15 protein-coding genes are annotated in these 14,781 nt (G+C 39.2%); 9 read left to right on the top strand and 6 right to left on the bottom strand.

Annotation, left to right across the window (positions count from 1 at the left end; all coding sequences use genetic code 11):
* Positions 1–55 precede the first annotated feature (55 nt).
* Positions 56–568 (top strand): DUF6795 domain-containing protein, encoded by a 513-nt coding sequence (locus BM380_RS05420; RefSeq protein ID WP_090493388.1) that lies wholly within the window; start codon positions 56–58, stop codon positions 566–568.
* Between the two features lie 30 nt (positions 569–598).
* A complete protein-coding gene (locus BM380_RS05415) occupies positions 599–1,765 on the top strand; it encodes a lipase family protein (RefSeq protein WP_090493386.1) in 1,167 nt (388 codons plus the stop codon).
* A gap of 13 nt (positions 1,766–1,778) precedes the next feature.
* On the opposite strand, the gene soxR is transcribed toward BM380_RS05415, so the two are convergent.
* A complete protein-coding gene (soxR, locus tag BM380_RS05410; RefSeq protein ID WP_008468671.1) occupies positions 1,779–2,237 on the bottom strand; it encodes a redox-sensitive transcriptional activator SoxR in 459 nt (152 codons plus the stop codon).
* Positions 2,238–2,335: 98 nt separating this feature from the next.
* Here soxR and BM380_RS05405 point away from each other — a divergent pair, with 98 nt between their 5' ends.
* The 3 genes from BM380_RS05405 to BM380_RS05395 are packed head-to-tail and all read left to right on the top strand — an operon-like array spanning position 2,336 to position 3,986.
* Entirely contained in the window at positions 2,336–2,800 is a 465-nt protein-coding gene (locus BM380_RS05405) for a flavodoxin family protein (protein ID WP_064663726.1), read from the top strand.
* 47 nt (positions 2,801–2,847) lie between these two features.
* Positions 2,848–3,372, top strand: coding sequence for a DsrE family protein (locus BM380_RS05400; RefSeq protein ID WP_090493384.1), 525 nt, complete (start codon positions 2,848–2,850; stop codon positions 3,370–3,372).
* On the top strand, positions 3,372–3,986 hold the full coding sequence (locus BM380_RS05395) for a GDSL-type esterase/lipase family protein (protein ID WP_090493382.1): 615 nt from the start codon (positions 3,372–3,374) through the stop codon (positions 3,984–3,986). The genes BM380_RS05400 and BM380_RS05395 overlap by 1 nt, the downstream gene beginning before the upstream one ends.
* Positions 3,987–4,021: 35 nt before the next feature.
* Here the strand turns inward: BM380_RS05395 and BM380_RS05390 are convergent, their stop codons facing one another.
* Positions 4,022–6,271, bottom strand: coding sequence for a TonB-dependent receptor (locus tag BM380_RS05390; RefSeq protein ID WP_090493380.1), 2,250 nt, complete (start codon positions 6,269–6,271; stop codon positions 4,022–4,024).
* Between the two features lie 280 nt (positions 6,272–6,551).
* On the opposite strand from BM380_RS05390, the gene BM380_RS05385 reads away from it, so the two are divergent.
* The 4 genes from BM380_RS05385 to BM380_RS05370 all read left to right on the top strand — a co-directional run bounded on the left by BM380_RS05385 (position 6,552) and on the right by BM380_RS05370 (position 11,274).
* Positions 6,552–7,559, top strand: a complete 1,008-nt coding sequence (locus BM380_RS05385) for a LacI family DNA-binding transcriptional regulator (protein WP_090493378.1) — start codon at positions 6,552–6,554, stop codon at positions 7,557–7,559.
* Positions 7,560–7,730: 171 nt separating this feature from the next.
* The gene (locus tag BM380_RS05380; protein WP_090493376.1) at positions 7,731–8,969 is read left to right on the top strand and encodes an MFS transporter; all 1,239 of its coding nucleotides are present in this window, start codon (positions 7,731–7,733) and stop codon (positions 8,967–8,969) included.
* A 15-nt stretch (positions 8,970–8,984) separates the two neighbouring features.
* Positions 8,985–10,481: an alpha,alpha-trehalase TreF gene (gene treF, locus BM380_RS05375; protein WP_090493374.1), complete on the top strand. Its 1,497-nt coding sequence runs from the start codon at positions 8,985–8,987 to the stop codon at positions 10,479–10,481.
* Between the two features lie 103 nt (positions 10,482–10,584).
* The gene (locus tag BM380_RS05370; RefSeq protein ID WP_013462996.1) at positions 10,585–11,274 is read left to right on the top strand and encodes a response regulator transcription factor; all 690 of its coding nucleotides are present in this window, start codon (positions 10,585–10,587) and stop codon (positions 11,272–11,274) included.
* Between the two features lie 52 nt (positions 11,275–11,326).
* Here the strand turns inward: BM380_RS05370 and BM380_RS05365 are convergent, their stop codons facing one another.
* The 4 genes from BM380_RS05365 to BM380_RS05350 are packed head-to-tail and all read right to left on the bottom strand — an operon-like array spanning position 11,327 to position 14,459.
* Complete coding sequence (locus tag BM380_RS05365) at positions 11,327–12,100, bottom strand: CsgG/HfaB family protein (protein ID WP_024602690.1); 774 nt, start codon at positions 12,098–12,100, stop codon at positions 11,327–11,329.
* Positions 12,100–12,522, bottom strand: coding sequence for a curli assembly protein CsgF (locus BM380_RS05360; RefSeq protein ID WP_016900115.1), 423 nt, complete (start codon positions 12,520–12,522; stop codon positions 12,100–12,102). The genes BM380_RS05365 and BM380_RS05360 overlap by 1 nt, the downstream gene beginning before the upstream one ends.
* Positions 12,516–12,908, bottom strand: a complete 393-nt coding sequence (locus tag BM380_RS05355) for a curli production assembly/transport protein CsgE (protein ID WP_016900116.1) — start codon at positions 12,906–12,908, stop codon at positions 12,516–12,518. Before BM380_RS05355 ends, BM380_RS05360 begins: the two co-directional genes overlap by 7 nt.
* Before the next feature lie 42 nt (positions 12,909–12,950).
* Entirely contained in the window at positions 12,951–14,459 is a 1,509-nt protein-coding gene (locus BM380_RS05350; protein WP_090493372.1) for a curlin, read from the bottom strand.
* Positions 14,460–14,781 lie beyond the last annotated feature (322 nt).

Below are 14,781 nucleotides of genomic sequence, written 5' to 3'. Positions count from 1 at the left end.
TTAAATAGCAATACGACACGTATATTTTGAGGCTAATAGTAGGGAGTTGTATATTTTGTTATCGCGTTTTAAAGCTTACTTTTTGGTAGTTGTATCTATTACTATTATTTTTACTACAACACAGGCTTGTGCAGATATGTTTGGTTTTTTTAATAAGCAGGATTTTGTTTTATCGGCTCCGGTAAAAGGGCAATTATTAGATAAAGGGCAGCCTGTTGCAAATACTAAGGTTGTGCGCTCGCTTACTTATGGTGATGAATATAAAGATGAAGCAATAACCGATGATAATGGTTTTTTTACCTTTACAGAAAAATCTATAAAAACGAGTAAGCCTGCAAACATGTTTGATAATGAATCATTGGTTCAGCATGTTTACCTAGAAAATGGCACGCCTGAGGGCGTTGTACTTTGGTACACAACCGTGTCTATGCACGAGGGGAGTGATACCCTAAAAAACTTACTCGCTAACTTAGAGTGTGATATTGCCGAAGAGCCACAAACATACGACATACCTATAGAAGAAGCGCCAGAGCATTTTTTTACCATATATGGTGCATGTAAAATGTAACTTTTAACATAATCATTTAAAGGGAATTTTATGAATACTTTAACTCCTACACAAGCTGTACAAGTTGCTTTGCTTGCTTATAAAGCAAAGAGTATTAAAAGTACCACGTTACTTAATAATTCTTTGCATCCTTCTCTGCGAGGTAGCTTTAACTTTGGGGTGAGCCCTGAAGCAGTGCAAGGAATATCTGGTGGTTTTTTCTCTCATTTATTTGGTTTAAGTACTGGTTTTGGTTTGCTAGGGCATGGCCAAGGACTGTATAAAGGTGATTCAGTCATTACTATTCGTGGTACGGCCTCTCTTAGAGATGGCCTAACAGATGCACACTTTGGGTTAAGCGGTGGCTCTAATGGCAGTATGGTACATGCTGGGTTTAATAAAACCTTTTATAGTATGAAACCTGCACTACAAGAGTTCGTTGCTGCAAATATAAGAGATAAAATGACCGGCTGTGTGCACATTGTTGGTCACAGTTTAGGTGGTGCATTGGCTACGCTTTCAGCCGATTGGATAAAAGCAGAGTATTCGTTGCCGGTTAAATTATATACATTTGGCTCGCCAAGAGTGGGGCTTGATAACTTTTCACGCGCTGCTACTTCTCGTATTGATAAAATATACCGCTGTACACACGGTGCTGATCCGGTTACAAAAGTGCCTTTGTGGCCATTTTCACATGCGCCCTACAATGGCCAAGAAATTCGTCTTGATAATGGTCAGGGCCTAAAAGGCGCAGCCCACAAGTTAAGTGGTAAGCCAGGCTATGTTAATACCGCAAACAGTAATGACTGGGGCAATTTAACTGTAAAAGCAAACCACTTCTTAAGCACACCGGTACGTTTAAAGTTTGAAGACAGAAACCAAGCTTCATTTAGTTCACACTGGGCAGATAAACTGGGCGCTGCGTTAGTTACCTTATTAAAAGATTCGGGTTACTACAGTGCTGTTGCAGCACAAGCAGCCATAGGTACAGGCTTAACTTTTTACGATATGCTCGCGCGAACGCTTGATAAAATAGCCAAAGCGTCAGCCTCATTTGCAACGCAAACCTTAGGTTTACTCGGCCACATGCTAGTGTTTGCTGGCAAAGTTATTAGTAAAGCCGTAGAGCTGACTTACAGTTTTATAAAATCGGTATTTGACTCAACTCTAGGGGCGTTATATCGCGCAGCACGAGAAGGCTTAAATGGTCTAGATTAAGGTTTTATAAGCCTTAATCTCGCTCTAACAAAATGGCACCACTTTGGGTTTCACCTAAGTGGTCGTCTTTGTTATAAATAGGGCACTTACTCATTGATAAACACCCACAGCCAATACAGCCATCAACCCGTTCACGTAGACGTTGCATATAAGCAATGCGCTCATCAAGCTGTGCTTGCCATTGTTTTGAAAGTGCAGACCAGTCTTTTTGGGTAGGTGTGCGCTGCTCTGGTAACGTTGCTAAAGTTTGTTTAATTTCTTCCAGCGTGATCCCCATCGCTTGTGCCGCTTTTATAACTGCGACTCGCCTTAGTACATCTGGTTTAAAGCGTCGTTGGTTGCCACTGTTTCGCCAACTGCGTATTAGCCCTTTATTTTCGTAAAAGTGCAGTGTAGATACCTTAACGCCACTGCGTTTAGCGACAAACCCAACCGTTAAGTTGGCTTCAGTAAGCTTTTTTTGTACCGCCATCACTTTAATTCCTTTTAAAAATTAAATTATTTCTTATTGACCTGAACTTAACTTGAGGTTTTAAGCTTTGCATTATCATAAAAAAAGGAGCTAACCCAATGCAAGAAAAATCAGCACACAATATTGCAATCATATATTCAAGTGGTCGTAAAAATGGCAATACTACCGCGCAAGTTAATGCCTATAGTAAGCAACAAAGCGGCATTGTTTTTTGCTTAGATGATTATGTTATTTCACCTTATCGCTACGATAAGCAGTATCACAATGATGATTTTTATAATTTGTTTGAAGTGTTACTTCGCTACGAACATTGGGTGTTCGCATCGCCTGTGTACTGGTATAACACCACGCCACAAATGAAAGCATTTATGGACAGGATCACAGATTACATGGATGATGAGGCGTTAAAACCGAAGCTTAGAACTTTACGTCAAAAGCAGTTTTCACTGCTGTCTAATGCCGCATCTCCCTCTGCGCCAGACGCATTTATCGATATGTTTAAACATACCTTTAATTATTTAGGAATGACTTTTAAAGCGCATTCACATGTTCAGGCTAGTTAATCACGTTAAATAGCGTTAGGCTAAACAAAAAGTAAAAAGGATGATGTATGAAAACGTTACTTATTGGCTCAAGCTTACTTTTGGCTAGCTTTAGTACTCTTGCTGCAGAGCCTGCGCCTGTTATTAAAGACTATGGTTATTTTTATAATGTGCCCGAGCATGTGTCTGATTTAAGCCAAGCGCAGTTTAAGATAGCTTTTGATGTAGGTAAAGGCGCTGAAAAGGGCGCGCAAAATAATCATATTAATTCGTTAGCGCGATTTATTAATATGCATGTGGCTCACGGCGTAAAACCAGAAAATATTCAGCTTGCGCTGGTGGTACACGGTGGAGCCAGCGTTGATGTACTGCAAAACAGTGATTATAAAGCTCGGTTTGAAAAAGATAACAAAACCGAATCTTTAATTAAACAGCTGCTTGCTAATAACACGCAGGTATATTTATGCGGGCAGTCGGCAATGCATATGAAGGTAGCAGCAGATCAGCTTATACCTGGGGTGAAAATGGCGCTTTCTGCGATGACTGCGCATGCGCAGTTACAGCAACAAGGCTATACATTGAATCCGTTTTAATGAATATTCTGTGTTTTGGTGATTCTAATACTTTTGGAGTCTCCCCGGTTGATGGGAAGCGGCTGCCTGCGTGTGAGCGCTGGCCAGGTATACTACAACAATTAGTTGATGGTCATGAGGTTATCGAGGCAGGGCAGCCGAATAGAACCTTAGTGAACAATCCGCCTTTTGATGGTGATAAGTCAGGGGTTAAGTATTTAAAACCGTATCTGGAAGCGCACACTGTTGATGTTGTTATTATTCAACTCGGTACTAATGATTTAAAAGCACGTTTTGCACTGTCTGCTATCGATATTGGCAAAGCGCTTGAGGAGTTAATTTTAGCCATTAATGCCTTTTATCATTGTAAAACAATACCAAAGATAATCATTATAAGCCCGCCCAAGGTTCATGAAGTGGGAAGTTATAAAAGCATTTACGCAGGTGCAGGTAAAAAAGCTGAACAATTATCCATTGAGTTCAAAGCCGCCGCTGATCGTCACACGTGTGTATTTTTAGATTGTTATCCGCTGATACAATCTTGCAAGAAAGAGGGCATACACTTACCCGTTAGTGCGCATAGAGAGCTTGCTAATAGTTTGACACCTATAATAAAGAAAGCCGCAGTGTATTAATCACCGCGACTTTAATTTATTGCTTAGGGAGTGTATTAAAATGCGTAACTAACACTTAAGCGTGTTGTACGCGGCATAATGTAACGACCATTGGGGGCGTCGGCATTACGTGGGTCGCCTTCAGTGATACCTTGCTCGTCGGTTAGGTTATCTATGGCTAATTGCAGTTTAATGCCTTCCATTGGCTCAACAATTAAACCTAAGTCAACTTTTTCGTAGCCATCAAGTGTTACGGTGTTTTCATTATTACCAAAGCGGTCATCTACTGCTGACAAAGTACCATAGAGTGTGGCGTACATGCCGTCTACTTCAAAGTCATAGCTTGGTGTTACGCGTACTTGCCATTTAGGCTGGCGCTGTGCTTCATTGCCTTTATTTTCTGGACTTTCAGTGATTTCGGTTTGTTGTAATGTGGTATTTAAATTAACAGAAAAGCCAGATTCATGATTAAAGTTGTAATCAAGTTCAACACCATACGCTTCGTTGGTTAAAATTTCAGCCGGCACACCCGGGCGACTTACAAAGGTATCGCCTTTTACTTCATTGACAAAAAAGGTGGCGTAGAAGTCGGTAGAGTCTGAAATAAGCTTGTAACCTAGTTCGCCCTGCGTTACTTCTTTAATTAGTTTTTCACCCCCTTGGTATGCGCCAAAGTTATCTCTAAAGTCATCAAAATATGGCATTTTATAACCACGGTTAACACGTGCAAACACGCCCATGTCGTCATTAATTGAATAGTTTAAACCGGTTGTCCATGAGGTTTTACTTTCATCGTAATCAACAGTTTTAGTGATAATACCGTCAAGGTCTTCATCAACACTGTACTGCACATCATGGTTTTCTTTACGTACACCTAAATCAAGCGTAAATGCATCTGCAAATTTATATTGGCTTGTAAAGTAAAGGGCATTGGTGCGTGCATCGCCTGTTGAGCTAATATCGTAATTAAAACCACACCCGTCAGTGTTTTGGTTACATTCAATACCATTTAATAACTCACCACCAGCTTCCAGCACATGATACGCGGTATTACCTAAGCTCCACCAATCGCTCGCAGATGTGCTTGCTGTGTAATAACCAAAAGTGGCTGATAAGTCACCAAATTGTTTTGAAAAAGCTAAGTCGTTAGTAAACGAGCTTATTTCTTTTAATACTACCCAGCGACCCAGTTGCTGAATCGCAGTGTCACTAGCATATTCGGTGTTAGTTACCGCACCGAATGCCGTTTGGCCATTGTCGGCCACTTCACCAACGGTTGTTGCTGAACCATTGGGTACTAGGCCAAATGTATTGGCATCGCCTTTGGTAATATTGAAGCGATCAATAAATTGCCAGCCATTATCAAATTCAAGTTTAATACTACCGCCGGATACATGGCCATCCCATCCTCGGCCATCACCTAGGTCGATGTCGTGTGGTTGCGCATTTGGGCCGGTAAAAATCGTCGCTTGACGGTTAAGTGTGCCAAGTTGGGTATATTCAGCATCAATGCCATTAACATTGAGTGGTGTTGGTAAGTACCATGCGCCATGATCGTCTGTTTGACGGGTATAAAAGTTAAGCTCGCCATTGTCTAACTCTTTAGTAATGTTAATTGTAAATTGGCTGCCTTTTTCAGAAGTAAAGCCTGCATCACGGATACCAGGAGAGCTTTTAACATAGCCGCCTACCATAAAATATAGGTCGTCGGTGATTTCACCACTTACTACAGCATCAACCCGTTGTAAGTCGTAATCTGAGGTGGTGTATTTAAATAAGCCTTGAGTATCTTCACTGCCACGTTTTAATCTAAAGTTGGTTGTTAAACCAGGCTGACCGTTGGATAGCACAGGATTAGGACCACCACGCAGTGCTTCCATTGTTTCAATCGTTTCATCGATTCTAAATAACGATGAGTTTTCTAAAAATGAAAGAGTAGGGGCTGGGTAAACTGGCGAGCCTTCAATACTGAGTGTTAAAAATGGCGCATCACCACCTCCTGGAAACCCACGCACAAATACGTTGGCACCAGACTCACCGCCAGAGCTTTCAACCCACACACCGGGAACGGCTTTAAATAAGTCAGCAGTACTTTTAGGTGATAATTTTATAATTTGTGATGAATCAATATTTGTTACAGCGTAGCTGGCATCAATTTTTCTGATCCCAACACCTGCGGGTGTACCAGAAACGACAATTCGCTCAACCTTTTTTTCTTTTGCTTGTTCTGCTGCAAGAGCAGCGTGTGTGCTTAGGGCTAAAGTAATTGCACAGGCTAGCATGCTTTTTGCTTTATTGAATTTCATGTGTGAGATCCCGTTTTTAGTGTGTTAAACAGTGTGTATTACAGCGAGATTGATTAAATTTTAATGTAAACAGGCTGTATAAATTGAAACTCTAGAGATAAATGCAAACGTTTGCAATATTTATTTGTAAATTATTTATTAATAAGGGCTGTTGTTTTATTGAGCGTAATTACACAAGAGCGTAATTTTTAAGTTAATGGGCAAGCCAGTAAAAAATAATAATGCTATATTGTCAGTAAGTTAGATATAGCACCAGCCGCAGTGGAGCGTTTAGGGTTTTATGAATAATAAAAAAATTAAATTAGCTGATTTAGCAAAGCTTGCAGGGGTATCTACCTCAACGGTTTCGCGCGCGCTGAATAATAACCCGCTCATTAAGCAAGAAACCCGCGATAAACTTCAGCAGCTTGCAAAAAAACATAATTTTAGCCTTAACACGGCAGCTAGCCGTTTGCGTACGCAAAAGACCAATGTTGTTGCCGTCATTATTAATCTTGATGAGCAAACCGAGCAATCAATCAGCGATCCATTTTTACTCAAGGTAGTGAGCGAAATTAACCTTGCGCTTAATCAACAGGGGTTAGAGTTGTTGTTATCTAACTCTATTATGGCGCAAGATGACTGGGCTAATTACTTTATTAATGGCCGCCGAGCAGATGGCATTATTGTTGTGGGGCAAGGAAAAAACCAAACTAATATAGAAGCGGCTGCCGATGCAGGTATTCCTTTAGTTGTATGGGGGGATCCAAAAACACAAAGCAATTATCCTATTGTCGGCAGTGATAACTACTTAGGAGGAATGCAAGCGACGGCTCATTTAATAGAACACGGTGCTAAAAATATTTTATTTTTAGGCGATCCTGAGCATGGTGAAATTAGTGAAAGGCATCGTGGTTACGCTGCTGCACTTTCTACCCATAAACTTGAGCAGCATGTTATATCCATTGATCTTACCAGTCGCTCTGCGTATCAAGCAATTAATCAGTTATTACGTGAAAAAGGGTTGTATTTTGACGCGATTATGGCCTGTAGTGACATGGTTGCACTGGGGGCAATGAAAGCGCTGAAAGAGCGCTACGTGAGTATTCCCAACGATGTGGCTCTGGTTGGATTTGATGACATTGCCATGGCTGATATTAGCCACCCTTCACTTTCTACAATTAAACAAAACACCCAATTTGCTGCGACTTTGTTAGTTAAAAAGTTAATACAGCAGTTTTCAGGTGAAAAAGCCGAATCACAAGTTATTGATATAGAGTTAATTACTCGCCAGTCAAGCAAACGTTAACTTAGTATGCATGTATATAAATTGTTAAACTTAAAATGCAAACGATTGCAATGGTATTTGTTCTACACTAAACTCTGGACTCACTGACTAACACACACGGTAATTTACCAGCTATGGGTAATTTGCTTTTTATAAAAGTTATGGCGTATGTAGCTATAAACGAGGCAAGCAATGAGTAAAATAAAAATCACACTGGCAATTGCTGCAAGCTATTTTATTTTCGCAATTTTATTAAATAGCGTAGGCACTGTTATTTTGCAGGCTATAAACACATTAGGGGTAAGCAAAACAGAAGCGTCGGTTTTAGAGGGGTTTAAAGACTTATCAATTGCAATAATGTCATTTGTTGTTGCTTCATTTATACCGCGTTTAGGCTACAAGCTTGCAATACTGCTAGCACTGATAGTTGTCGCTATAGCGTGTTTGAGTACGGCTGTAATAAGTGACTTTTACATGTTTAAAGTGTTATTTGCTGCTGTGGGTTGTGGTTTTGCGGTCGTTAAGGTGTCGGTTTATTCAATTATTGGCCAAGTGACTGAGGATGCAAATAGTCACTCATCATTACTGAACACCATAGAAGGCATTTTTATGGTGGGTGTATTAAGTGGCTATTGGGTATTCACCGCATTTATAGACCCTGTTGATAGCAATGCCTGGTTGAACGTTTATTACGTATTAGCAGCGCTTACGCTTTTGGTGATTATCAGTGTCGTAATAGCACCAATAAAACCTGCTATTAAAGGTCAAAAAAGCAACTCGGGTTGGAATGACTTTATTGCTATGCTCAAACTTACCTATCAACCGTTAGTGCTGATTTTTATTATTAGTGCATTTTTGTATGTGTTAATCGAGCAAGGGGTAGGGACTTGGTTGCCTACATTTAATAATCAAGTTTTGCAATTACCAGTAGCCATTAGTATTCAACTAGCGAGTATTTTTGCCGCAGCTCTTGCTTTAGGGCGCTTAGTGGCGGGCCAAGTATTAAAGCATATTCATTGGTTTGTAGTACTTAGCTGTTGTTTAGTTGCTATGGCTGCATTGATCATTATTACCTTACCACTAACGGAAAACTTACCTAAAAGCGAGGTGAATAGTTTATTTGATGCGCCTCTGGCGGCGTTTGTTTTGCCATTAATTGGCTTTTTTATGGCGCCCATTTATCCGGTACTCAACTCAGTCATGCTCAGTGCGCTTCAAAAGCATCAACATGCTGCAATGACAGGGTTAATCGTTGTGTTTTCAGCACTTGGTGGCACCACAGGGTCGGTGATAACCGGGTATGTATTTGAACACTTTAGTGGCCAGTATGCTTTTTATCTTTCACTTGTGCCCATTAGTTTAATTTTTATTAGCGTGATTATTTTTAAAAAACGCACCCATGCCATTTCACAACACGCAGTCAATAGTTAATAGATTAGGACAGTTATGAGTTTTTTTAATAGCCAATTATTTAAAGATGTACAAACACAGCACATATTTAGCGACTGTAAAACGTTTGCTGATGCAACAGCGCGTGTTGATTGGCAAAGTGCCTGTAAACAGTATGAGCAAATAGCACCCCTTGATAAAACTCAATTAAGAGACTTTGTTGATGCGCATTTTATAACAACACCTTTATTAACAATGAAAGGGGCTGCAAATACCACAAGTGTAAAAGGCTACATAAACTCACTGTGGAGCGGCCTTCGACGTGAAGCCGATACACCCAAAGCTAATTCTTTACTCGCTTTAAAGCACAGCTATATTGTACCTGGTGGACGTTTTCAAGAAATTTATTATTGGGATAGTTACTTTACTGCGCTGGGTTTAATTGATGCAGATAAAAGTGATGTAGTAGAAGACATGCTACAAAACTTCATAGACTTAATTAACGATTACGGCTGCATTCCAAATGGTAACCGCAGTTATTATTTATCGCGTTCACAACCGCCGATTTTAGCGCTGATGGTTGAGCTTTTATGGCAGCACACTCACAGTAAAACACATAATTTAGCTTGGCTTAAATTGTGTGTTGAAGCTTTAACAAAAGAGCACGCATTTTGGATGCAAGGAGCAGATACACTCAGTGATACACAAACAAGTGTAAAACGCGTGGTAACAATGCCATGTGGTGGGGTATTAAATCGCTATTGGGATGATGAGGCGGCTCCTCGCGCAGAGTCATTAAGAGAAGACTTAGCGCTTGCATCAGGGTTTAGTGATGATAAAAAAACTGAGTTTTATCGTAATATTCGTGCTGCGTGCGAATCTGGGTGGGACTTTAGCTCGCGCTGGTTAGCCGAGTCAAACTTACTAAGCTCAATTCAAACGACAGATATTGTACCCATAGATTTAAATTGCCTACTGTACAATTTAGAAAATCAGCTTAATAAATGCTTTAAATTGCTTGGTAATGAGCAACAATCACAAACGTACAGCAGCTATGCTGTAAAAAGAAAGTCACTTATTAATCAATATCTTTGGAGTAATGAGAAGCGTTTTTTTGTTGATTATAATCATAAGCTATCTAAGCCGTCTGCTATTTTAAGTGCAGCGGCAAGTACCCCGCTTTTTGTTAATTTAGCCTCGCAACAGCAAGCTGAACTGGTTGCAAACGTATTGAGCGAGCAGTTTTTAAAAGTAGGTGGTATTGTAACAACGGTTGTTGATACTCCACAGCAATGGGACAGCCCGAATGGCTGGGCTCCATTACAATGGTTTGCGGTAAAAGGCTTGCGTAATTATGGTATTGATCAATTAGCTACACGCATAATGAAAAACTGGCTAACAATGGTAGAACAAGATTTTATTGAAAATAAATGCTTGCTCGAAAAATATAACGTATGCACACCGCAAAAAAAAGCCAGCGGGGGTGAATATAAAGTACAACAAGGATTTGGTTGGACTAACGGTGTTACATCACGCTTTTATACCCTTTTATAGGGTAACTAAACTCATTGGCTTATACCAAAAGAGCATTGTGTTTTGTAGTTAATTTAGGTAATGTGACGATTGTTGTAAATCTAATGTTTCAAGGATGAGTTATATGTTGCAAAAAAGCTCGGCTTTTATTAAGACAACGCTTCAATCGTCTTTCCATTCTCAAAACTACACAGTTATTTTAAGAACACTTCAAGCCATTTTTGGTGATATAAAAATGGACAGTACTATCCCACATATTGATCAGCGTGGTGCTTATGACATTTTTCTAATTGATGGATCTCAAAATGATTGGCAGGACTTGATCCCAGCAGATTTAATTTGTTTGGCTAAACAGTATAAAGTTGTGCTTTTTAATGTAGAACTAGAGCAAGTATGTGAAAAAAACTTATTACTCAATCATTTTAATGGGGTATTTTATAAATCGGCAGCAGCAGAAGATATATTTAAAGGCTTAGTAAGAATTTCTACTGGTGAGCTTTGGTTTACTCGTAAAGTAATCTCTAAGGCCTTTAATGATATTCTAAGTGTGGCCTCTTCGTTTAGCTCCTTAAGCGAAGATATCACGTTAAATGAAGCTGACTATAAACATTTAACTAAACGAGAAAAGTCGGTTATTCATTTAATTGCACAAGGAGCGAGTAATAATAAAATAGCGGACAAACTAAATATTAGCGACCATACTGTTAAAACTCACCTTTATAGCGCATTTAAAAAAACTAATTCGCGTAATAGAGTTGAATTGGCCAATTGGGCGCAAAGATATATTTCAGTATTATTACCCGTTGAGAGCTAATCGTTATTTGTTTGGCCACATCAATGACGTTGTGGCCATCTGCAAGAGTAGGTTAAGTTGCCTGTTTAGCCCATAAGCCTTTATCAATACCTTTGGTGATAAGATCTGTAAGCGCCTTTTCTATTGCTTGCGTTACGCAAATGCTCATTGGTTCATTATCACTAAAGCCCGCCTCAGCTTCCGCCAGACGTTTATAGCTAACATACCTAAAAAAACCTGCTCGCATTTCTTGGCTCAATACTTTTTTGCTGGTGGCTACTGATAACAATACCTGGCCAGTTCTTACATCTACGGCACGTAAATAGATTGATATTGCATCTTCACGATATAGCTCTGATGCGCCAATACCAAAATATTCCATTCCTAAGCCACCCGTTTTTACATTGGTGTCGTAACTAATTATACCGCCTTCTAAAATGATTTTCGCAGTGGTTAACGGCGGTAGCTCGCCTTGATTAGGGTTAGTCGCTTGTGCCGCTCTAATTATTTTTCTCTCTGTTAAAATATTTTGTAGACCCTCACGTTCAACCGGCGTAAACCAGTCAGACTCATGTAATGCTTGCACTAGAATAGAGTTTGCACCTTGAGTGACGGCCGTTGAAAACGAGCTAACATTAGTTTGTGGCTTATATTGACCGGTTTGATCGCGAAATGAATAAACCGAGACTGGAATGCTGCCCGCAGGTTTAGGTAAGCTTTTTAAATCAGAAAAGACATCTGTTGGCTCTAACGTTACCGCACTTTGTTTTGACGGAGGGATTAAATTACCCATAGTAGAGCAACCACTAAGAGAAAGAGCGATTGTTATTATTATTAATTTATACATTATCCAAACCTCGGTACTTCGATAACCACAACCGAGTCATCAATTACATTTGTTATTCTAACCGTGATAGTGTCGGTTGTACTGGTGATCACTTCTATTTGATAATCACCACTCATAAAAATGGAGTCTTGATTAAAAACACTGTCTTCAATATTTTCCCCAAAAGCCATGTCGGTGATTTCTCTCACCATTCGATTTAAGTATGTCCGCTCTAATGAATCTTGAAACTGCTCTGCATACCCTTTTTCGACAACCGGCGCTTTATGTTTATTTTGTGCTTGTGCCTTACTAAGCAGCATATTTGCATTGAGAGGGTTGCCACCAAAACTCGGGTTAATAGGGGTATAAATAATTTCAGTTGCGGAGACTGAAAAGCTTAAAGTTGTTATTATTGTTAATGCTATTTTTTTCATTGTTACCATCCATTCAATGCCATATCAGGACTCGCTGTTTGCATATTCGATCGCGCCATGGCGTCCATTACAGAGTGCACTGCTTGCTCTACTCGCTCGTCCAAAGGCTCTAACTTTCGTCCCAAATGGGTTGCATAAATAATCTTATGATTCATTATTAAAACTAATTTAGTACCAGCACGGGGTATAACCGTTTCTTTTATTTCTACATTAAAGCCAGCTGTTGAAGGCAGTTCACGCCAATAATTTGAAAATTCACTGTAAAATTGATACCCAAAGCGACTAATACTTTTGTTTAGTAATAATCCATCGATTTCTAAATCAGCACTGGCATTACTCAAAGGAGTAAAAAAAGTTAAAAGTATAAAAAGATAGATATATTGTTTATTTTTCATAGTTAAAATAAGGGAGAGGGTTACTCTCCCCCGTCTCATCAATTACATTTGTGTAATTGTTGCTGTATTACCATCACCAAGTTGAGTGACAGAGAATGTACTGTTAAAGCCAATTACGTTACCTTCAACAGTGTTGTAGTTACCGGTTTGAGTAACAGAGAATGAAACGTTTTCACCGCCTAATAAAAACGCTGAATCTCCAGTTCCACCTACCCAGTTACCTTCGCCTTGCTGTGCAATATCAATAGAGTGATTACTGCCCTCTACCATTAAGTCAATAACGTTAATATCACCATTTTGAGCAATATCAATTTGGTTTGCGTTACTATCAAGGATACCCGCTAGTGTAACAATCGCCTCATTTTGATTACCGACTTGATTAACATCAATATCGTTATCGTTTGAAGTGAGAGAAACATCAGGGTATGAAGACTGCACTAAAATTGCGTTTTCATCGCCACCTGATTGGCTAAGATCAACATCGTTACCGCTACCATTAAAGTTAGCTAAATGAACCGAGTTAAAATCACTAACCTGGGTTACTGTAAATTCATTATTTGAACCAATGACACCCATGTATGCTTCATTAGTGTTACCAACTTGCATTGCTGTAAGCTCATTGTTATCGCCCATTAGCTCAGTAGTCGCAAGGTTTTCATCACCAATTTGATTAACTGTTACTTCATTGAATGAACCGTCAAAAAGACCAGACTCAATAGCATTATTCGAACCTTCTTGGTCTAGTTTTATTTCATTATCATTACCAGTAACGGCTGCAAAAGTAATGGTATTGTTATCACCGCTGCTTTGTTCAATAGCTATTTCGTTGTCATCACCAGCAATATCAGTAAATGTAATGATGTTACGTGAACCATCTTGGCTAACGTCAATCTCATTTTCGTTACCGCGTAATGAGCCTATTTTAAATTCATTCCAGGTGTCTGTTTGTTCAATTTCAATAATGTTTTCATCGCCTGATAAGCTAAGTACTTCAAATTCTTGCCACATACCAGACTGAGATGAAATAATTTCGTTACCATTACCTCTCATGTCCATGTTGTAAAACCAGTGACCGCCATTTCCTTGTTCAACGTCAATATTATTATCGTTACCAGTGATAATATTGATTGCTTCATTGTTTTGAAATAATCCTTGGCCGAATTGAGAAACATAAACGCCGTTGTTATCACCCGTTATGCGTGTGATGAAACCATTAGCAACACCATCTTGAGCATAAGTTTGTTGGTTGTTATCACCTGTTGTTTCAACTTCGGCGTAATTACCATTTTGTAATTGAGCTATTTTAACATCGTTGTTGTTACCGATTTCAGTAGCTAGTGCAGTATTGCCATCGCCATCTTGAGAGACTAATGCCGTGTTGTCAGAAAATGATTGCTTAACTGTTACAGCATTCTCAATGCTACTTACAGATACTTTAGCTGCAAGCTCAGAAGTTGAACCTGCTTTTGTTTCTGTGTTTGCGTTTGCTGTAAAGCTGGCGCCCATTGCAATTGCAATTGCACAGCTTAAAAGTGATTTATTCAATTTCATTATTATTCTCCTTGAAAGATAAAATAAAATACCTTGATTATTTATTAAGTTTTAAAAAGGTATTTTCGTTGCAGCATGCCGTGCTGCCATAATGTGTGATTAGCTTTTTATTCTTAAACGTAAAATGCTGTTTTAAATATGAACTAGGGTTTGGTCATTAGTACTTGGTAAGGTGGTTTGCCATTCACTAATTCATAACTGCTCAGTCACTGTATTCTTCAATGAGCTCATTTTGAATCATCTTTTTTAATGGTAATTTAAATCTATAAATTTCAATTACTTACTCATTTAATTTGTATTTTCTATCTATTTATATCAAAAA

Origin of the sequence: Pseudoalteromonas sp. DSM 26666 (assembly GCF_900116475.1) — a bacterium.
GTDB lineage: Bacteria > Pseudomonadota > Gammaproteobacteria > Enterobacterales > Alteromonadaceae > Pseudoalteromonas > Pseudoalteromonas tetraodonis.
This window is presented reverse-complemented; position numbering and strand designations above follow the sequence as displayed.